General features: G+C 34.0%; 18 protein-coding genes. 6 read left to right on the top strand and 12 right to left on the bottom strand.

The features are described from left to right. Positions 1-1,516: hypothetical protein (locus N4A35_11180; GenBank protein ID MCT4581973.1), on the top strand; the 1,516-nt coding region annotated here is incomplete at its 5' end. On the opposite strand, the gene N4A35_11175 is transcribed toward N4A35_11180, so the two are convergent. Both N4A35_11175 and N4A35_11170 read right to left on the bottom strand, forming a co-directional pair. Next, positions 1,513-1,998, bottom strand: coding sequence for a histidine phosphatase family protein (locus N4A35_11175; protein MCT4581972.1), 486 nt, complete (start codon positions 1,996-1,998; stop codon positions 1,513-1,515). The genes N4A35_11180 and N4A35_11175 overlap by 4 nt on opposite strands. Positions 1,999-2,087: 89 nt before the next feature. Next, positions 2,088-4,718, bottom strand: coding sequence for a valine--tRNA ligase (locus N4A35_11170; GenBank protein ID MCT4581971.1), 2,631 nt, complete (start codon positions 4,716-4,718; stop codon positions 2,088-2,090). Positions 4,719-4,990: 272 nt separating this feature from the next. Here N4A35_11170 and N4A35_11165 point away from each other — a divergent pair, with 272 nt between their 5' ends. The 5 genes from N4A35_11165 (at position 4,991) to N4A35_11145 (ending at position 10,942) form a co-directional block, all read left to right on the top strand. Continuing rightward, entirely contained in the window at positions 4,991-7,582 is a 2,592-nt protein-coding gene (locus tag N4A35_11165) for a S8 family peptidase (protein MCT4581970.1), read from the top strand. Positions 7,583-7,629: 47 nt separating this feature from the next. Continuing rightward, positions 7,630-8,040: a DUF5606 domain-containing protein gene (locus N4A35_11160; protein MCT4581969.1), complete on the top strand. Its 411-nt coding sequence runs from the start codon at positions 7,630-7,632 to the stop codon at positions 8,038-8,040. A gap of 147 nt (positions 8,041-8,187) precedes the next feature. Further along, complete coding sequence (locus tag N4A35_11155; protein ID MCT4581968.1) at positions 8,188-9,537, top strand: saccharopine dehydrogenase NADP-binding domain-containing protein; 1,350 nt, start codon at positions 8,188-8,190, stop codon at positions 9,535-9,537. 6 nt (positions 9,538-9,543) lie between these two features. Next, positions 9,544-10,101: a hypothetical protein gene (locus N4A35_11150; GenBank protein MCT4581967.1), complete on the top strand. Its 558-nt coding sequence runs from the start codon at positions 9,544-9,546 to the stop codon at positions 10,099-10,101. Between the two features lie 22 nt (positions 10,102-10,123). Beyond that, positions 10,124-10,942 (top strand): glycerophosphodiester phosphodiesterase family protein, encoded by an 819-nt coding sequence (locus tag N4A35_11145; GenBank protein ID MCT4581966.1) that lies wholly within the window; start codon positions 10,124-10,126, stop codon positions 10,940-10,942. Between the two features lie 66 nt (positions 10,943-11,008). On the opposite strand, the gene frr is transcribed toward N4A35_11145, so the two are convergent. From frr to N4A35_11095, 10 genes are all read right to left on the bottom strand, one after another. Continuing rightward, the gene (gene frr / locus N4A35_11140) at positions 11,009-11,572 is read right to left on the bottom strand and encodes a ribosome recycling factor (protein ID MCT4581965.1); all 564 of its coding nucleotides are present in this window, start codon (positions 11,570-11,572) and stop codon (positions 11,009-11,011) included. 45 nt (positions 11,573-11,617) lie between these two features. After that, positions 11,618-12,325 carry a UMP kinase gene (gene pyrH, locus N4A35_11135; GenBank protein ID MCT4581964.1) on the bottom strand — a complete coding sequence of 236 codons (708 nt, stop codon included), beginning with the start codon at positions 12,323-12,325 and terminating at the stop codon, positions 11,618-11,620. A gap of 76 nt (positions 12,326-12,401) precedes the next feature. Beyond that, positions 12,402-13,226 (bottom strand): translation elongation factor Ts, encoded by an 825-nt coding sequence (tsf, locus tag N4A35_11130; protein MCT4581963.1) that lies wholly within the window; start codon positions 13,224-13,226, stop codon positions 12,402-12,404. A gap of 24 nt (positions 13,227-13,250) precedes the next feature. After that, entirely contained in the window at positions 13,251-14,009 is a 759-nt protein-coding gene (gene rpsB / locus N4A35_11125) for a 30S ribosomal protein S2 (protein MCT4581962.1), read from the bottom strand. 152 nt (positions 14,010-14,161) lie between these two features. Further along, positions 14,162-14,548: a 30S ribosomal protein S9 gene (gene rpsI / locus N4A35_11120; protein ID MCT4581961.1), complete on the bottom strand. Its 387-nt coding sequence runs from the start codon at positions 14,546-14,548 to the stop codon at positions 14,162-14,164. Between the two features lie 4 nt (positions 14,549-14,552). Continuing rightward, a complete protein-coding gene (gene rplM, locus N4A35_11115; GenBank protein ID MCT4581960.1) occupies positions 14,553-15,008 on the bottom strand; it encodes a 50S ribosomal protein L13 in 456 nt (151 codons plus the stop codon). 125 nt (positions 15,009-15,133) lie between these two features. Continuing rightward, positions 15,134-17,194, bottom strand: a complete 2,061-nt coding sequence (locus N4A35_11110) for a S41 family peptidase (protein ID MCT4581959.1) — start codon at positions 17,192-17,194, stop codon at positions 15,134-15,136. Between the two features lie 121 nt (positions 17,195-17,315). After that, entirely contained in the window at positions 17,316-19,493 is a 2,178-nt protein-coding gene (locus N4A35_11105; protein ID MCT4581958.1) for an OmpA family protein, read from the bottom strand. 30 nt (positions 19,494-19,523) lie between these two features. Next, positions 19,524-20,549 (bottom strand): PorP/SprF family type IX secretion system membrane protein, encoded by a 1,026-nt coding sequence (locus N4A35_11100; GenBank protein MCT4581957.1) that lies wholly within the window; start codon positions 20,547-20,549, stop codon positions 19,524-19,526. An 11-nt stretch (positions 20,550-20,560) separates the two neighbouring features. Next, positions 20,561-20,768 (bottom strand): gliding motility-associated C-terminal domain-containing protein (locus N4A35_11095; GenBank protein ID MCT4581956.1); only part of this gene is annotated, 208 nt, incomplete at its 5' end.

Here is a 20,768-nt window from a genome sequence, read left to right as displayed (position 1 = left end):
GACTTATACTTGGGTTAATGACAACTCTGGAACAGATAATCAGGATTTAAGTTTAACAGGAAACTCATTAAATTTAACCAACGACGGTACTCCAGTTGATTTAAGTGGATATTTAGACAACACTGATGCTCAGAATTTAACCAGCACTGTAACAGGTGGTAATGCAACAATCAATATTAGTGGAGGAACAGGAACAACTTTTTCGATTAACGATGCTGATGCAGACCCTACCAATGAATACAATACTGGTGCTAATTTAACAGGCAACAACTTAAATATTATTGATGGAGGTGGTACTCAAACGGTCGACTTAAGTGGTTTAAAAGATCATGATTGGTATGAAGTCGGAGGTACTAATCAACCTGATAATATCAATGATAACATTTATACGCAAGGAAATGTTGGGATAGGCTTAGCTGCACCAAACGCCCAACTAGATGTAAATGGTAATATTCTATATTCAGGAAACGCATCAACGTTATTTGAGGTAACAAGTGCCAGCGACAATATTCATTTAAACATGATAAAAGCTTCAACAGGATTGACCAATGCTCAAATATTATTTGATGGATATGGAGCACCTGTTGACCAAGGTCAGATTCGTTTTTATACTAAACGAGATGTTTCTAATGGAGGGACGGGAACCTTAGATCATGCAATGTCTATTATTGACGGAGGAAATGTAGGTATTAATACTACAACTCCCACAGAAAAGCTTCATATTGAGGGGAATCAATACATGCATGACGTTAATCAAAGTCAAATTCATTTAGCATCTGAAAACAACACCTCTAACCATTCTGCCGATATTAGAATGACTAATCTTACTTCTGGTAACGGATGGATTATAACAGAGGGCCAGCTTAACGCTGATGACAATTTCACCATACAATCTTTTGATAATTCAAACACTTATTCTACTCGTTTTTATATCAACCATACCAATGGAAATACAGGTATTGGAACAAATGCTCCTACGTCAGCCTTGGATGTTAATGGAAACCTTAGAGTTCGAAATATTCCTGCTGGAGCAGGCACAGATGAAATACTTGTAGCCAATGCAACTGGAGACGTGAGAAAATTAGCATTAAAAATGACCGATACTTGGCAAGCAATTGGGACAACAAGTGCTGGTACCACGACTAAAAGTTGGGTTGATATGCCAGATATGTTATTAAACATTAACCTGATTAAACAAGCTGATGTTTCTATTAGCTGGGATGCGACCTTATATACAGGTGGTGGTGGCCTACCATGGGGAGCTTATAGAATACTTGTTGACGGAACACCTGTTAACTGGGGACACATGCAAGCTAATGCTTCATGGGATCAAACTCCTAATCTTTCTTATATTGCTCAAAATCTCGCGGCAGGTAACCACGTTATCAAAGTCCAATGGGCAGTAGGTTCTGCTGGTGGTGGAGATTCTATTAATAATGCTGCTGCAAGTAGTACTTATTTAGGAGGAACTAATATTTGGTCTAGACAGTTAAGAGCTATTGCTTACTATTATTAAGCTTTCTTTGGCGCATAATAGGACACTAATGTTCCTGTATGTTGCTGTATATTTTCCCACTGTTTTGTTTCAAATGTTATTTGAGCAAAACAGCTGGTTTTAAACTCAAGATAATTTCCTGTGAGTGCGTACACCAAGTTGGTTACTCCAGGATTATGCCCTACAACGACAACAGTATCAACGGCATTGCTTACCCCCCAAATAACAGGTAAATACTGTTCGTAATGCGCTTCATATATTGAATGTTCTTGTTGAATATCCTCTAATGGATAAGCTATAGCTCTAGCTATATTTTGACTGGTTAATACCGTTCGTTTGGCTGCACTTGATATGATTAAGTCCACAGGTTTTTCATGTGCTTTAAAATACTCACCTAAAGCTTTTGCTTGTACTTTCCCTCTTTTGTTTAGCCCACGCTCAAAATCAACTTCCCCTGTTTTCCAGTCGGATTTAGAATGTCTTATAATATATAATGTTTTCATGAGTATAAATTTAGTTAGACTGGTGCTAAAAAAAACAAAAAGAGCCAAATACTTTCGGTATTTGGCTCTTTCATTAATCAGCTTATCAATTAAGCAAAAGCAGTTAGTTTCTCTTCTAAAACTTTAATTTTAGCTAAAGCATCAGCTTCTTTTTTCTTTTCTAATGCAACAACTTTTTCAGGTGCATTGTTTACAAAGCGCTCATTGCTTAATTTCTTTTGTACAATTTTCAACGAACCTTGTACATATTCTAGTTCATCTTTTAACTTTTTAATTTCTGCCTCAACATCAATATCTTCACTAAAAGGTATAAAATACTCATTGGTTTTCACTAAGAAAGAAAAGGCATTATCAACCTTAGCATCAACATATTCCAATGAAGCTAAGTTTCCAATTTTTGAAATTACACTATCAAATGTTTTTGCTCCTTTCTCGTTATCAATAACTTTAAAGTCCAGCTGAACTTTATTTGCTATATTTTTTTCTTTCCTTATTGTTCTAATGTTTGAAATAACATCAGCAGCATTATTAAAGTCGCTTAATACCCCTTCATTAATAGCAGAAACCTTGGGCCATTCTTTAACCATGATACAATCTTTATCTTCTCGTTCACCAATCAAATGCCAAATTTCCTCAGAGATAAAAGGTGTAAAAGGATGCATTAGTTTTAATAAATCCTCAAAGAATTGCTTTGTTTGATTAAAAGTAACAGCATCAATAGGTTGTTGGTAAGGAGGTTTTACCATTTCTAAATACCAAGAACAGAAATCGTCCCATACCAATTTATAGGTACTCATCAAAGCTTCAGAAATTCTAAACTTATCGTAAGATTCATTAATTTCAGTAAGCGCTTTATTTAGTTTAGACTGAAACCAATCAATGGCCACTTTTGCATACGCAGGTTGTTCCATTTCTTTTACTTCCCAACTTGAGACTAGACGGAATGCATTCCAAACTTTATTGGTAAAATTACGTCCTTGTTCACATTGAGCACTATCAAATGGTAAATCGTTACCAGCAGGAGAACTTAACAACATTCCAACACGAACACCATCAGCTCCATACTTTTCAATCAAACCAATTGGATCTGGACTATTCCCTAGAGATTTAGACATTTTTCGCCCTAATTTATCACGAACAATTCCAGTATAATAAACATTTTTAAATGGTAATTCTTGCTTGTATTCATAACCCGCCATAATCATACGAGCAACCCAGAAGAACATAATTTCTGGAGCAGTAACCAAATCATTTGTTGGATAGTAATAGTCCAATTCTTTATGATCTTCCCCCTCTTTAAAGCCGTTAAACACAGACATTGGCCATAACCATGACGAGAACCAAGTATCCAAAACATCTTCATCTTGCTTTAAGTCTTCAGCAGTAATCGTTCTTCCAGTTTTAACCGTTGCTTTTTCTACAGCCTCTTCTAAAGATTTAGCAACGACAAAGTCATCTTTTCTTGTTCCATAGTAATATGCAGGAATTTGATGCCCCCACCATAACTGGCGGGAAATACACCAATCCTTAATATTTTCCATCCAGTTTCTATAAGAGTTTTTAAACTTCTCTGGATGAAACTGTATGGTATCATTCATCACATTCTCTAATGCTGGTTTAGATAAGTTTTCTGTAGAACAAAACCACTGTAAAGATAATTTTGGCTCAATTACAGCATCTGTTCTTTCTGAAAATCCAATCTTATTGATATGATCTTCTGTTTTCACTAAGTAACCGTTTTCTTCTAAATCAACGGCTATTTGTTTTCTAACGTCAAAACGATCCTGACCAATATATAACTCTCCATTTTCATTAATTGTTCCGTTATCATTAAGCACATCAATAACTTCCAAATCATATTTTAATCCAAGATTATAATCATTCGGGTCGTGAGCTGGAGTAATTTTTAAACATCCTGTTCCAAATTCAGGATCAACGTATTCATCAAAAATGATAGGAATAGTTCTATTTACCAAAGGAACGATGGCTTGTTTTCCTTTTAAATGAGTATATCTTTCATCATTTGGATTTACACAAATTGCAGTATCACCTAATAAAGTTTCAGGTCTAGTAGTTGCAATGGTTAGCCATTCGTCTTCTGTTCCCTCTATTTTATAACGGATATAAAATAATTTAGAGTTCACTTCTTTATGATTCACTTCTTCATCACTTAAAGCTGTTTTTGCTTCAGGATCCCAGTTCACCATTCTTACACCTCTATAGATCAGACCTTTTTCATACAGGTCATTAAAAACGTGAATAACGCTTTCGTAATAATCTTTATCTAATGTAAAACGCGTTCTATCCCAGTCGCAAGAAGCCCCAAGCTTTTTTAATTGATCAAGAATAATTCCACCATGTTTTTCGGTCCAATCCCAAGCATGTTGTAAAAATTCATCACGAGTTAAGTCTGCCTTATTAATGCCTTCACTTTTTAGCTTAGCAACCACCTTTGCCTCAGTAGCAATAGAAGCATGATCAGTTCCAGGAACCCAACATGCATTTTTACCAAGCATTCGAGCTCTTCTGACCAATACATCTTGAATAGTATTATTCAACATGTGTCCCATGTGTAAAACACCTGTTACATTGGGAGGAGGGATTACGACAGTATAAGCTTCTCTTTCGTCAGGAACTGATTTGAAAAAATCATTTTCCATCCAATATTTATACCATTTCGCTTCTGTTTTGTTTGACTCGTAAATCTTTGGAATTTCCATTTAATTTGGCTTTGCGTTTTGTTTATTCTAAATAATTAAAGTGCAAAAGTAATACTTTGCCATAAATATTTAAAATCTATTACCACCGAAGATATAATAAACAAAAATAAACTAACTTTTTTCCATCCTGATTTAGATAAAACGTTAATAAAAGGCTACTGTTTTTATCTTTATCATAAAAAAGAATAATTTTATCATTGTTACTTTTGGGTTAATTTATTTTTTTTCGTTTAATCATGTTTTTAAGCTTCATTTTTTATATATTTAGTTTTATGAAGAAAAAAATGTTATACCCCGCCCTATTTTTTTTCTTGAGCTTGACTGTCTTTGCCCAAGAAAAAAAGCAAAATGTAAGAAGTTTTCAACTGGAACACTATCTGCAATCTACCCCTAATAATGAAAGTGAAGAACTTAGCTTTTTTGTTAAAGCCAATCAAACTAGTCTAAAAAAGAGTCTATCTCAATACAATGGGAAATACAAAGGACACATAAAAAACTGGAAGTATATTAGTCTTCCCAGAACAACCATTAAAGCTTTTTTGGATAACACTCCTTTAAACGCCATCAACTTTAGATCTTATGAGGGAACTCCTTTAAATGACACTATGCGAGTGAACAATCGAATAAATGCTGTTCATCAAGGTCTTGCTCCATTAGAAAACTCATATACAGGAAAAGGAGTAATCATGGGGTTTATCGATACAGGTTTAGACTGGACTCATCCCGATTTTTTAAACCCATCAGACAGCTCTACACGAGTATTGGCACTTTGGGATCAAACACTACCTCAAAATCAATTTACACCTTCTAAATATGGTTATGGCCAAGATTGGAATAATTCGGAAATTATGCAAGGCTTATGCACCAACAATGATATTTATGGGCATGGTACTACAGTAACTGGAGCAGGATGTGGTAATGCATTTGCCAATGGTCTAAATAAAGGTGTTGCTCCTGAAGCAGAAATAATAGCGGTAGAAAGCAATTTCAACAGTCCTAATTGGCTAGCGACAGTTGTTGATGCTGTTGAATACATTTTTCATATTGCTGATTCTTTAGGTCAACCGTGTGCTTTAAACGCAAGTGTTGGTACTTATCTTGGTTCTCACGATGGTTTGGATCCTTACTCTTTATTCATTGACAGTTTAATTAACAGTAAATCTGGACACCTGATGGTCGCTTCTGCTGGAAATTCTGGAAATTGGGGCAACTATCATTTAGAAAGTACTATTGATAATGACACCGCTTTTACTTGGTTTGCTCACAATCCTAATTCAGGCTATGGAGGATCTGCTGTTTTTTTTGAAGTTTGGTCAGACACAGCAGACTTTAATTCAATACAATATACCGTTGGCCTTGACAAAGTTTCTCCAAGTTTTGAGAATAGAGGAAAAGGTCATTACTTTAACATATCCAACAATTTAAACACAGTTACTTACGACACAATCTGGAATATCAATCATGAGCGATTAGCTACTGTACAATACTGGTCTGAATTAAGGGATGGGCAATATCTACTACAAGTATATCTCCCCATGCCAGATTCTAGTCAATACAATTTCAGGTTTGAAACTGTTGGGACAGGTCATTTTGATGTTTGGAGTTCTTCCATCTTTGGGATGTCAGACATTATTTCCTATACTGGAGGAATCAATTCCTTTACAAAAGCTCATCAATACATGAACCCTGATAGTTTAAAAACGATAGTTAGTTCTTTTCAATGTTCTCCTCATGTAATTACTGTCGGTAATTACTATAACGATAGTGGTTATGTTAATCTAGATTCTACTTGGACCTCCAATGGTGGTGTTAGAGGAAAAATCGCTGAAACATCTAGTAGAGGACCAACACGTGACCAAAGAATGAAACCTGAGGTTGCAGCCTCTGGACATGGAGTTAATGCTCCTTTACCGCTCAACCTAATTGATTATTACCTGAACCATCCTACACTAGATTCTACTCTAGCGCTAGGTGGTATGCACCGTCGTAATGGAGGTACCTCTATGGCTAGTCCCATTGTAGCAGGTGTTGGTGCATTACTACTTGAAAAGTGCAACCAAATGACCAGTAATCAATTTAAAACAGCATTAATTACCAGTACATACACTGATAGCTTTACGGGGGCTCTTCCAAACTATTCTTTTGGATATGGAAAATTAGACGGCTTTAACACGCTCTTTAGCACTAGTTTTGAAAACACACTTGTTGGTGATTTAGATTTTTGTAAAGGAGATAGCAGTTTAATTGCAATATCGAATCACGTTTCTTCTTTTAACTGGAATGATAATGACACCAGTTCTACAATTTATAGAAGTTCGTCTTCTTCAAACTATCTGGTAACGTCCAACCATTATGGCTGCAATAGTGATACTTTATATTTTCAAACGACTGCACACTTACCTCCTACTACACCTATCATTACAATTGATTTTGATTCTTTAATTATCAACAACCCTTATAATCATAGTATCCAATGGTATTATGATAATGTTGAACTAAGTTTTGAGAACGAATCTTCGTTATTTGTCAATACTAATGGTAATTATTATGCTTTAATTACGAACCAATATGGTTGCACGACCTATTCTGACACTGTTACCTACAATGCTGTTGGCCTAGAAGAACATCATCAAAAAATGTTGCTGTACCCTATTCCTGCTAATGACTTTGTTCATCTCACAGCTCCTGAAACGATTGTATCTATAGTAATATATGATCTCAAAGGCACATTAATCTATCAAAATGATCATATCAACAGTTCCACAGTGATTTTAAATACATTAAAATGGGCTAACGGTACTTACACGATTAAGTTATCCACTTCTCAAAATATAGATGTTCAAAAAATAGTCATTCAGCATTAAGGATTATTGTTAAATTTGTTGGAAAGTTAAACAAACAACAAAACTGAATGAAATTAACAGGAATTATTGCAATATCGGGTAAGCCAGGATTATATACAGTGGTAGCACAAGGAAAAAGTAATGTGATTGTACAATCAATAGAAACAGGTAGAAAAATGCCTGCTTTTGCTACAGACAGAATTAGTGCGTTAGAAGACATTAGTATTTATACTATTGAAGGAGATGAGTTATTATCGAAAGTTTATCAAGAAATGTACGATAAATTAAATGGAGAAGCTGCATTAAGTCATAAAGATGATATTAATGATTTAAAAGCATTTTTTGCTGAAGTTCTCCCTGATTTTGATGAGGATAGAGTTCATAATTCTGACATTAAAAAAGTATTCCAGTGGTATAATTTATTACAGAAAGCTGGATTATTGAAAGCTGCTAGCGAATTAGTTGCTGAAGAAGAATAAGTTTATCAATTATTCTTTAATTAGTTTATTGTGCGCTAAAAATCAAGCACTTGTAAACAACATTTATAAATGAATTAAATAAAAACATAGCAAATCCCATACTTAGTAAAATGAGTATGGGATTTTTCTTAAAACTACTTTTAGAACATGAAGAAAATATTAGTCATTGGAGCAGGAAGATCTTCATCGTCATTAATAAAATATTTATTAAATAATGCTGAAAATGAGAATTGGTTGATTAGAGTTGGTGATATGGATATCGCCATTGCTCAGGAAAAAATAAACAATCATGCAAGAGGAGAAGCATTTGAATTTAATGCCCTAGAACCTAATCAAAGAGCTCAAGAAATTGAAGCTTGTGATTTTGTAGTATCGATGTTACCAGCTCGTTTTCACATTGAAGTCGTTAAAGATTGTATTCGATTCCAAAAAGATGTGATTACGCCTTCTTATGTTTCTAAAGAAATGAAAGAACTACATGAAGAGGCTGTAAATGCTGGGATTATTGTCATGAATGAAATAGGTGTAGATCCAGGAATAGACCATTTATCGGCCAAAAAAGTTTTAGACGACATTGAAGAGATGGGAGGAGAAATGACTTGTTTCGAGTCATTTACAGGGGGATTAATTGCTCCTCAAAGTGATAACAACCCTTGGAATTATAAGTTTACATGGAATCCTCGAAACGTTGTTTTAGCGGGACAAGGAGGTGCTGCTAAATTTATTCAAGAAGGAAAATATAAATATATTCCTTACAATAGACTTTTTAGAAGAACCGAAATTATTGATGTTGAGGGAAGAGGAAAATTTGAGGGATATGCTAATCGTGACTCTTTAAAATACAGAAGTATTTATGGATTAGAAAACATTCCTACGATCTACAGAGGTACTTTACGAAAAGTTGGTTTCAGTAGAGCTTGGAACGTTTTTGTTCAATTGGGCGCAACAGACGACAGCTATATTTTAGAGGGATCCAAAGAGATGACACATCGAGACTTTATTAACTCATTTTTGGCTTATAATCCTCACGATTCTGTTGAATTAAAGTTAAGGTATTACCTCAAAATAGATCAAGACGATATTATTTGGGACAAGTTAGTTTGGTTAGGGATATTCGAAGATACTCCTTTGAACTTAGAGGAAGACAAAACTCCTGCTCAAATCTTACAACAAATCTTAGAAGCTAAATGGACATTGGAACCTCACGATAAAGATATGATTGTGATGTGGCATAAATTTGGTTTTAAAGTCGATGGCATTGACCGTGAGATACACTCTTCTATGAGTTATATTGGCGAAGATCAGACTTACACCGCAATGAGTGATACTGTGGGCTTACCAGTTGGAATTTGCACCAAAATGATTCTAAATGGCACTATACAATTAAAGGGAGTACAGCTACCTATACATAAAGAGATCTACGAACCAGTCTTGGATGAACTAGCTACTTTTGGAATAGTATTTAATGAAATTGAAGTCGAACCTGTTTTATATTAATCTGCTATGAAAACTATTGGCGAACGAATATCATTAGAGCATCATAAAAGCCATACTACGATTGTCATTTCTACAAAAATAGAACGATGGCAAGAAAGTCTTTTATTGGCTTGGTCAATTGCTTGGACTTTTTGTGGGGCTGTATTTATTTATTTTTTATTCGCTGGTGAGGTAGGGAAACAAGAAAGTTTGATTCTATTCGTCATGACCATTTTCTGGGCTTATTTCGAGTACAGAATTGTAAAGACATTCTTATGGAGGAAATATGGTATTGAATTCATCAAAATAGATGCCGATCGTTTTACGATTAAAAAATCTATTTTATCTTATGGAAAAGCTAATGAATACATTACCAAACAAATCGACTACAAAAATGTTGAATGCTTAAAACAAAACCCTAAATCTTTTGCAAAGGTGATGAATGATTCTTTTTGGTTAATAGGACAAGGAGCTGTGCGTTTTTCTGATAAAGGAAAATACATCTATTTTGGTCATCAATTAGAAGCTAACGATTCTGAAAAACTGGCAAATGAGGTCAGAAAATTATTAAAAAAATATGCCTAGATTCTTTTTAATCATTTGTGTTATGACAGTTGTTAACTTATTTTCTCAACAAAATCCCCCTCTAATTTTCGGACATCGAGGATGTAGAGGTATTTTACCAGAAAACACCTTAGAGTCGTTTAAAAAGGCTTTAACGTATGACATTGATGGGATTGAGTGGGACGTGGTGGTTAATAAAGATAAACAATTGGTTATTTCTCATGAGGAATATATGGATAAGACCTATTGCTTAGCTCCCGACGGTAGTGAAATAAAGCATAACAAAGACCATTGTTTATACGAAATGACTCAAAAAGAAATTGAGGCATTTGACTGTGGAACTAAACCCCATCCGAAATTTCCTGAACAACAGCATATAAAGTCGTATAAGCCATTAGTTCAAGAAGCTTTTAATAAGATTGATTTTAAAGACAAGACTATTTTATTTGAAATTAAATCAGAAAAGAAGTTGTATGGAAAAGCCCAACCTTACCCTGAAGAATATGTTGAGATTATTTTGAATGAAGTTGCTGAATTTAAAGGTCGAGAACAAATTATTTTTATGAGTTTTGACCCTCAAATTATTGAGTTACTCCATCAAAAAGCTCCCGATTATAAACTGGTCTATTTACATGAGAGCTTGGGATTGTCTGGAAATAAAATTTTAAAACAACTTTCTTTTAAACCTTATGCTTTGGGGATCTATTCTAAATTCATTAGTCCTAAAATGGTAAAAAACACTCACGAACAAGGTGTAAAAGTTTTTGCTTGGACGGTGAATAAAGAAAAGGAGTTTAATCGTTTATTGGAAACGAATTTAGATGGTATCATTACTGATTTCCCCAATTTATATGGGCGATAAAGCTAGACATTAAGACATAAAAAAAGCAGCGTTAAACGCTGCTTTTTTTTATCATAGTATAATGCATTATACTTTCATAATATCCACTTCTTTAGCATCAACAATTTCATCAACTTTAGCGATATAATCGTTTGTTAATTGTTGTACTTTATCTTCTGCTGATTTTGCTTCATCTTCACTTAAACCATCAGCTTTTAATGATTTAATAAAATCATTTGCATCTTTACGTTTTCCCCTAACTCCAACTTTAGAATGTTCACCAGCGGCTTTTGCATTCTTCACAAGTTCTCTTCTTCTTTCTTCTGTAAGCATAGGAATTGAAATGATAATCATTTCTCCATTATTTTGTGGATTTAATCCTAAGTTTGCATTTTGAATCCCTTTTACAACATCTTGTAAAATAGATTTTTCCCAAGGTTGAACTGTTAATGTTCTAGCATCAGAAGTATTTACATTGGCTACTTGAGACAAAGGGGTTGGTGAACCATAATATTCAACCATAACACTTCCTAACATTGAAGGAGTTGCTCTCCCTGCTCTAATCTTTAATAACTCTGATCTTAAATGTGTTAAAGAGGCTTCCATACCTTCTTTTGCCTCGGCTAATGCCATTTCTACTTCTTCATTCATATCTTTTATCTATACTTCTAGAACAAATATATAATTTATTTTATGTTATGCTTCAACAAGCGTTCCTATTTCATCACCAACAACCACCTTTTTTAGGTTACCTGGAGTGTTCATATCAAATACTATTATCGGAACATTATTTTCTTTACAAAGTGTAAAGGCTGTCATATCCATTACTTTTAATCCTTTATCATAGGCCTCATCAAAAGTCAAGTTATTGTATTTTTTAGCTTCAGGGTTTTTCTCTGGATCTTCAGTATAAATACCATCAACCCTTGTACCTTTTAAGATTACATCTGCATCAATTTCAATTGCTCTAAGAGATGCGGCAGAATCAGTAGTAAAAAATGGATTACCAGTTCCTGAACCAAAAATCACAATTCTACCTTTTTCCAAATGCCTAACGGCCTTACGTTTAATAAACGGTTCAGCTATTGCTTCCATTTTAATTGCAGATTGTAGCCTTGTATGCAGTCCTTGAACTTCAAGAGCAGATTGAAGTGCCATACTATTTATCATAGTCGCTAACATCCCCATATAATCTCCTTGGGTTCTTTCCATTCCACCTTCTTCGGCCTGAACACCTCTAAAAATATTTCCTCCTCCGATTACGATTGCTATTTCAACACCTAATTCGGCAATTTCTTTAACTTCTTTAGCATATTGAACTAATCGTTCGTTATCTATACCAAATTGTTTATTTCCCATTAAAGCTTCTCCGCTTAATTTCAAAAGTATTCTTTTATATTTCATGATGATTTTAGAATTAGGTCAAAATTAGACAAAAAAAAGAGAGCTAAAAAGCTCTCTTTTAAAAATTATATAAGAATTAGTTAGATAACGAAACTCTTTTAAAGTCAGTTACTGTTAAATCTTTATCTACATCTTGTAAAAATTGTTTTACAGATTTTTTGTTATCTCTAACAAATGCTTGATTTAACAAAGTTGTTTCTTTAAAGAATTTGTTTAATCTTCCTTTAGCAATTTTCTCAGCCATATCTGCAGGTTTACCTTCAGCAATAGCTAATTCTTTACCTACTTCAATTTCTCTATCAATAGTCTCTTGATCAACGTGGCTTTCATCTAAAGCGATAGGTGCCATAGCAGCAACTTGCATTGCAACTTGTTTACCTTCTTCTTCAGCAGCTTTAGTTAATCCAACGATTGTAGCGATTTGGTTTCCTGGGTGATTGTATGCAACAACGCTAGGAGCTTCAACAACTTCTACAGTTTTCACTTCAATCTTCTCTCCGATTACACCAGTTTGCTCGATGATTTTTGCTTCAATAGTTAAACTTCCATCAAAGTCTTTTGCTAATAACTCATCTTTTGAGTTAGCACCAGATTCAACAGCTATATCAGCAATCTTGTTTGCGAAAGAAACAAAATCAGCATTTTTAGCTACGAAATCAGTTTCACAGTTCAATGTAACAACAATACCTTTAGTTCCATCAGCTGTTGTTTTTGCGATAACCAATCCTTCACTAGCTTCTCTATCTCCTCTTTTAGCAGCAATTTTTTGACCTTTCTTACGTAAGTTATCAATTGCTACTTCCATGTCACCGTCAGCTTCAACTAAAGCTTTCTTACAGTCCATCATTCCTGCACCGGTCTTTTTTCTTAATTCATTTACTTGTTTAGCTGTTATTGCCATTGTTATAAATTTTAGAGAATATAATTATTTTTCAGTTGTTACTTCTTCTTTTTTTGCTTCAGTAGCTTTCTCTTCAGCAGCTTTTTCTTTACCTGCTTTTCTTTCTGATAAACCTTCTTTGATAGCTCCACATACGTAATCAACAACTAATTCAATAGATTTAGTAGCATCATCGTTAGCTGGGATAACAAAATCAATTGGTTTAGGATCAGAGTTGGTATCAACCATTGCGAACACAGGGATTCCTAATTTTACAGCTTCTGCTACAGCGATGTCCTCTTTTTTAACATCTACTACAAATACAGCAGCAGGAAGACGAGTCATATCAGCTATTGCACCAAATACGTTAGCTAATTTATCTTTTTGTCTAGTTCTTTGTAAACGCTCTCTTTTAGAAAGGTGGTTTGCAGTTCCGTCTTGCATCATCTTTTCGATAGATGTCATTTTACGGATTGTTTTTCTTGTTGTTTTAAAGTTTGTTAACATTCCACCTGGCCATCTTTCAGTGATGTAAGGCATTCTTGTTTCTTTAACTTTGTCTTCTATGATAGATTTTGCTTGTTTCTTTGTTGCAACAAACAAAATTTTTCTTCCTGATTTAGCGATTTGTTTCAAAGCTGCAGCTGCTTCTTCAGCTTTTACTGCTGTTTTGTTCAAATCAATAATGTGAATCCCTTTACGCTCTTCGAATACATAAGGAGCCATTGCTGGATTCCACTTTCTTTTTAAATGTCCAAAATGCACTCCCGCATTTAACATTTCATCAAATTGTAATTTTGCCATTTTGTTTACTTTCTTTTTACTGAGTTATATATAGATAACGTCACATGGTTTTCTCAGCAGCAATCTCAGTAGCGATAATCATCGATCTGAAACGCTTAGATACTAAACAAGCCCTCTTTAAGAAGAGGGCTTTATTTAACTTTATTGTGATATTAACGTTTACTAAATTGAAATTTCTTTCTAGCTTTTGGTTGACCTGGTTTCTTACGCTCAACCATTCTTGGGTCACGAGTCATTAAGCTTTCTGCTTTTAATAAAGGCTTATACTCTGGATCTACCTCTACTAATGCTCTAGAGATCGCTAAACGGATAGCCTCTACTTGACCATTAACTCCACCACCTTTTACATTAACTTTAACATCGTACTTTCCTTCTGTTTCAGTTAATAAAAATGGTTGACTTAATTTATAGTGCAATACTCCTTTTGGGAAGTACTCTGAAAAATCTCTTTTATTCACAGTCATTTTACCTGTCCCTTCTGACAAATAAACTCTAGCGACAGAAGACTTACGTCTTCCTATTGTATTAATTACGCTCATATAATTATTTGATTGAATCTAATTTAATTTCTTTAGGCTTTTGAGCTTCTTGCTTGTGAGATGCTCCAACATAAACGTGTAAGTTTCTGTATAATGCACTTCCTAATCTATTTTTAGGCAACATTCCTTTTACAGCATACTCTACTAATCTCTCAGGATGCTTTTCTAACATCTTTTCAGCAGATAATTCTCTTTGCCCACCTGGATAACCTGTGTGACGGATATAAGATTTATCAGTCCACTTCTTACCAGTTAAATTCACTTTTTCAGCATTAATCACAACAACGTTATCACCACAATCAACATGTGGAGTGTAGTTAACTTTGTGCTTTCCTCTAATCAATTTAGCTACTTTACTTGCTAAACGTCCTAAAGTTTCTCCTTCCGCATCAACCAACAACCACTCTTTGTTTACTGTCTCTTTGTTAGCTGATATTGTTTTGTAACTTAATGTATTCACGTTTAATATCTTTTAAATTTTGTACTCTATTATTCTAAAATAGGTCTGCAAAGGTACTGCTTTTTTTTTATTTCGCAAATATGTCATATTTAATTTTCAAAAAAAACAGCCTAGTTTTTTAACATTTAGTCCAATTCATTAAAAGCCTCTCCACTTTCAATGAGCTTAATGGCAATCTGTAATGGATCATTTAATGCATTATTCACCTGATAGAACTTTGAAAAATCGTATAGATTTTGAGCAACATTTGCTTTCAGTCTTATTTTAATAACCTCTTTCGATTCCTCATATTGTTTTTTATTAAAAGGTAGCCCCTCTGTTTCGGCATATTTAATCAACTCTTTTGTCAGCTTCTCTATTTTGAACTTCTCATCAAAGCGATCGAATGTAATATATTTATCTTGTAATTTTTGACGATTACTGTTCACCCAAGTTAATGCAAATCGATTCATAATTCCTTTTCTAATTAATCCTGAAAAATAATCGCTTGTTCCTAACGTATCTAATGGAACAAAAACATCTGGCATAACACCACCTCCACCATAAACAACTCTTTCTTTAATCTTGGTATACGTTTTTAGTGACTCATCAAACTTTATACTATCCTTATGAAAATACTCTCCGTTTTTGTAACGATTATATTTCTCCTTTCGATATTCTTGTATTCCTTTATCATAAGGTTTTTGAATACATCTTCCTGCTGGAGTATAATAATGAGAGGTTGTAATTCTTACTTGTGTTCCATCTGATAGATTATGTGGTTTTTGAACAAGTCCTTTTCCAAAAGTTCTTCTCCCCACAATTAATCCTCGATCCCAATCTTGAACTGCACCACTTACAATTTCGCTAGCTGACGCACTGTTTTCATTTACAAGAACGACTAATTTACCTTCTTCCATTAATCCTGTATATCGCGTATTGTACTCTTGTTTTGGATAAGCTCTACCTTCTGTATAAACGACCAATTTGTCTCCTGATAAAAACTCATCTGCCAAACCTATTGCCGCACTGAGGTAACCACCTCCATTTCCTTGCAAGTCTAACACCAAGCTTTTCATTCCTTGAGATTTCAGACTCAACATAGCCTTTCTAACCTCCATAACTGTTGTCGCAGAAAATTTATTAACCTTAATATAACCAATTTCATTAGTCACCATATATGATGCATCTACACTATAAATAGGAATTTTATCTCTTTCTATGGTAAAATCAAGTAACTCGTTATTACCTGTTCTTTTCATCTTAACCGCAACTTTGGTTCCTTTATCTCCCAATAAACGATCCCTTACTCCTCCATTTTTTATTCCTACCCCAGCGACTTTCTCTTCTCCAATAAAAATATATTTATCTCCTGGTTGAATCCCCACCTTTTCTGATGGTCCCCCTGGTATTGCCTCTACAACAACAATAGTGTCTTTTACAATTTGAAAGCGAACTCCTACTCCAGTAAACGATCCTTTCAATGGAGCATTCATATCATGTAAATCCTCCAATGAAATATAAGCTGTATGAGGATCCAAATGCTCCAGCATGTAACGAATACCAGTTTCTGTTATTTTTAAGTTAGTAACTGTATCTTCATATAAGGTATCACAAAGGGCTATAGCATCTTTAATTGAAGTAATTGACTCTCCTAAACTAAAGAAGTGAATCCCATCGATTAATTTACGTTCTACCGATTTTACAAAATTGGCAGAACTATCTTCTACATTAGCCAATGTGAGTTCTAAGGAGCTTCCTGGAACACCGATCAAGTCTTTTGCTACATCACTAAAATAGTTGTAATGACTGATTTTATGCCCTCCTATTTTGATAATTTTATCTCCTTTTTTTATCCCAGAACTTTCGGCACCACTATTACTCAATACACTATCAACAAGTATTGTATCACTTTTGAACTTAAAGGCGATACCAATACCAGCAACCACTACTTCATCATGCTTCCCTCCCCATTTTTGCGCTGAGATATATGAATGAAATGGAACTAACCTATTCTGAGTTCCAATAACAAAATCTTTTATCAACCTGGATTTATCTACTTCTTGAACATACTTTTTGTCTAGCACCTTGATTAACTCTTCTACTTTTTGAGTGTAATGCTTAACTGTTTTATCAGACTGATGCTGCCCAAATAAGCTGCTCCCATATAATAAAAGAGCTGTAAATAGTGATATATACTTTGTCATTTGATTCTGTTTTAGAGTTGTGAAGATAACGAATTCCAATTATTTACAACGTTAATTTTTCACAATTGAATTACAGAACAACTTAATAACAAATTTCAATCCATTTTTATAAAAGGAACGACTATTTTACTAATTTAAATTCTACTCTACGATTTTCTGCCGCTAAATCAGGGTTGTTTCGTTGCTCATCACAAGCATGAATTGGATTGGTTTCTCCAAAGCCTTTATACTTTACTCTAAATGCTTTTCCTCCAATTTTTTCAATCACATAGTCTGCGCAAGCTTTTGCTCTTCTCTCAGATAAAGCAAGGTTAAAGGCATCGTCACCGGTACAATCGGTATAAGCATCCACTTCTAATTTAGAATAAGGATTGGCCTTTAAATACCCTACAACTTGATCTAGCACAGCAAAAGAAGCTGAAGTTATATTGGCTGAATTATGTTCAAAGAAGATATTTTCTGCGTCTAATACTTTTTCATTATCCTTATTCAGCTTTACTTTTAAAGTTGTTGTATATGATTTTCTTCTTGGTTCATTATCGACTATTGGATCTATTTCAATCTTTTCCAACTCATAATCCACACGTTGAATTTCAACTTCATAGACCTTATCTTTTTCAACATCAAATCTCCAATACCCCTCTTCATCTGTAAATGTTGAATCTATCTCTTCAAAATCTCCTAACTCATTTTTTTCATAAAGAATCTCTTTCACTCCTTCAATTCCTTTCTGTGTTTCCTCATCAATAACATATCCATCAATAAAAACTCTTTGTAAATCTACATTTTTGAGCTTCTCCAACTCCTCTACTCTATTGCCGTTTGCTGATAAAGTAAACTCTTTTGAATTTCTATAAGAGTTATCAAACTTCACTTTATACTCCACGCCTGCTTTAAAGTCGTATTTCCATTCCCCTGCTTTATTGGTTCTTTGAGTCGACACCTCTTTCCATTCTCCATTAATCAACTCAGAAACGACAACATCTATATCCTCTACTGCTTCTCCATTCTCTGTATCTGTTACAACATTAACAGGATAATAAACATAGCTATAAATAGCATCTTCAGCTTTTTTAGAACTTCGATTAGAAGAAAAGTACCCTTTATCTTTTGAATTCATTGTAAATGAAAAATCATCCTGATTCGTATTAATTGGAGCTCCTAAATTTTGAACTTTACCATCTTCTTCGGATAACTTAACTTTAAAAACATCTATTCCTCCAAAACCATAATATCCTCTTGAAGCAAAAAACAACTCTTCAGCTTTAATAAAAGGATTCATCTCATCTCCCATAGTATTAACTCTACTTCCTAAGTTAACCGGTTTAGACCAACCTGAGTTCGTCTTTTCTACTTTATAAATATCATATCCTCCTTTACCTCCAGACATGTTTGAAGTAAAGTATAATGTCTTTCCATCATCTGAAATTGACGGGTGCAAACAATCATAATCCATACTATTAAATGGTAACTCTTCTTTTTCAGACCATTCTCCATTTTCAAAAGTAGATTGATAGATTTTGAGACGATTGACATTTCCATTTTTGCTTATATCTTTCTTCCCTCCTTGTTTAATCTTCACTTTAGTCAACGAATTAGATGTAAAATAAAGCACGTTGTTCTTTTGATCTATTACCGGATACCCCTCATGGAATTTACTTGTTAAGTTTTTACTCAAAATAGTTGCTTCAGAAAATGTTACTGAATCTTTTTTTGTACAATACCCTAGGTTGTAAAAGGTTACTCCATCAGTTAACTTTGGAACACCAACAATAACGCCATCATTATATTCTGCTATCCCCATACTCAACCCCTGAACATTGATATTTGTTTTCCCTATCACATAAGGTTGTTTAAGGCTCTTATTTTTCTTAAACCAATCCAATGCATATAGCATGTTGTTTTTTAACACTTCATCGGTCTGTTTATTGACCAAGCTTCTATATACTTTTTCGGCTTTAGGGTGACTCCCTAAAGTCCTTAAAACTTCAGAATACTTAACTAACAAACTATCACTTAAGGGTTGTAATTTTTCTATTTTTTCAAAATACTTCTCGGCATTTTTATAATCTTTAAGTTTATCATTACAAAAGATTAAAGACTTATACAGGCGCACTTGCTCTTCTTCGGCTAAGTATTTTTCTCTAGCTTCAGCCTTTTTATAATACTGTAAAGCCATTGAAAACCTCCCCATAAGCTCATAACTCTTTGCTATTTCAATTTCTTTTTTTTGAGCGCTTAACCCCTGAGCTACTAGCATTGCCATAGCCAAATAAAAACCTTTTAATAAACTTCTCATTATCTTATTCTTCCTTATACAATATTTATTTTATAATCTAGGGGCAGGGGTATACGCTTTATTAAACTTCGTAAGATTTACATACTTAAAAGAAACTTCTAAACCTCCTTGTCCTGAAGACGCAACAGAGTAACCTGTTATATCAATATCATAACTCACTCCGATGTTATATTTATCCATCTGGAAACCAACAAAAGCAACCATACTTTTTAACTCTCTAGCAAAAACCCCAAAAGTAATCGCCGATGTTTTTGAAAAATCTGTAAACCTTGACTCTTGTTTTAACTCATATCGAACATTTGAACCTATAAACAACTCTTTAGCTGTTCCTTGTAAGGCTATAAAACCTGCTGGTTGAATTTCTACATTTGTTCCCCTTACAGGAAAAGAGGCTTCCGAATGAAGAATATACCTAAAACTTCTTGATTGTTCTATCTCTCCTATTAAAGCATCATCTAACTTTATTAGGTTATGCACTGCACCGCCTAATAAAAACCTTCTTTTCCCAACATATTCATTTTCCTTAAACAAATAATTTACACCAACAGAAAATGCAGGTGAAATACTATTCGGCTGAATTAAAACTTCATTTGAGGGGATAGAAGAATTATAACCACTTCCATCATATTGATCATCAAAAATCATCTTAGCTCTATCAATGCTTGTTTGTGCTATTCCTCCTGATATTCCTGCATTAAAATATTGCTGTCTGGAAATTTGCGTATGATATGCCAATGATAATTTAGCGTGTAAACGACTTAAACTAACATCTCCTTGCTTATCATTATACACTGCTCCTCCTACACCAAGAAACCCTTTATCTATTTTTTTCATTAATCCTCCATCGGCTGAAACGCCAAAAGTATTGTATGCATTACCAGCACTACGCCATTGTTCCCGGTAATTTAAAACACCTGAAAAAGTACCGTCATCACCACCTGCTAAAGATGGATTAATCACTAATGGTGTGTTATAAAATTGTGCAAAATGAATATCTTGACCAACAAAAACCTTAAACACCATCAAGGCCAATATTATTAAACTTAATTTTTTCATTATCATCTTCTTTAAAAAGTCACACAAATATTTCCTTCTATTACTTCAGAAGTTCCGTTATAATATTCTACTTCTACGTAATAAACATAAACTCCAGCTGCGACTATGTTACCATTAAATCTTCCATCCCAACCTATCTCCTTGTCTGCTGATTCAAACATCTTATTTCCCCAACGATCGAATACAATAAAATTCAATGATTGAAAACCTTTACCTCTT

The organism is Flavobacteriales bacterium (genome assembly GCA_025210295.1).
In the GTDB taxonomy this organism is placed as follows: domain Bacteria; phylum Bacteroidota; class Bacteroidia; order Flavobacteriales_D; family Parvicellaceae; genus S010-51.
Note: the sequence above shows the minus strand (reverse complement) of the source record. Positions and strands in the feature narration are given on the sequence as shown.

Coding starts and splice junctions, on each gene's coding strand:
- rpsI (MCT4581961.1), bottom strand. CDS start 14,548: ATGAGCGTAATTAATACAATAGGAAGACGTAAGTCTTCTGTCGCTAGA.
- N4A35_11105 (MCT4581958.1), bottom strand. CDS start 19,493: ATGAGAAGTTTATTAAAAGGTTTTTATTTGGCTATGGCAATGCTAGTA.
- N4A35_11165 (MCT4581970.1), top strand. CDS start 4,991: ATGAAGAAAAAAATGTTATACCCCGCCCTATTTTTTTTCTTGAGCTTG.
- N4A35_11110 (MCT4581959.1), bottom strand. CDS start 17,194: ATGACAAAGTATATATCACTATTTACAGCTCTTTTATTATATGGGAGC.
- N4A35_11145 (MCT4581966.1), top strand. CDS start 10,124: ATGACAGTTGTTAACTTATTTTCTCAACAAAATCCCCCTCTAATTTTC.
- N4A35_11160 (MCT4581969.1), top strand. CDS start 7,630: ATGAAATTAACAGGAATTATTGCAATATCGGGTAAGCCAGGATTATAT.
- pyrH (MCT4581964.1), bottom strand. CDS start 12,325: ATGAAATATAAAAGAATACTTTTGAAATTAAGCGGAGAAGCTTTAATG.
- N4A35_11170 (MCT4581971.1), bottom strand. CDS start 4,718: ATGGAAATTCCAAAGATTTACGAGTCAAACAAAACAGAAGCGAAATGG.
- N4A35_11175 (MCT4581972.1), bottom strand. CDS start 1,998: ATGAAAACATTATATATTATAAGACATTCTAAATCCGACTGGAAAACA.
- N4A35_11150 (MCT4581967.1), top strand. CDS start 9,544: ATGAAAACTATTGGCGAACGAATATCATTAGAGCATCATAAAAGCCAT.
- rpsB (MCT4581962.1), bottom strand. CDS start 14,009: ATGGCAAAATTACAATTTGATGAAATGTTAAATGCGGGAGTGCATTTT.
- N4A35_11100 (MCT4581957.1), bottom strand. CDS start 20,549: ATGAAAAAATTAAGTTTAATAATATTGGCCTTGATGGTGTTTAAGGTT.
- tsf (MCT4581963.1), bottom strand. CDS start 13,226: ATGGCAATAACAGCTAAACAAGTAAATGAATTAAGAAAAAAGACCGGT.
- frr (MCT4581965.1), bottom strand. CDS start 11,572: ATGAATGAAGAAGTAGAAATGGCATTAGCCGAGGCAAAAGAAGGTATG.
- N4A35_11155 (MCT4581968.1), top strand. CDS start 8,188: ATGAAGAAAATATTAGTCATTGGAGCAGGAAGATCTTCATCGTCATTA.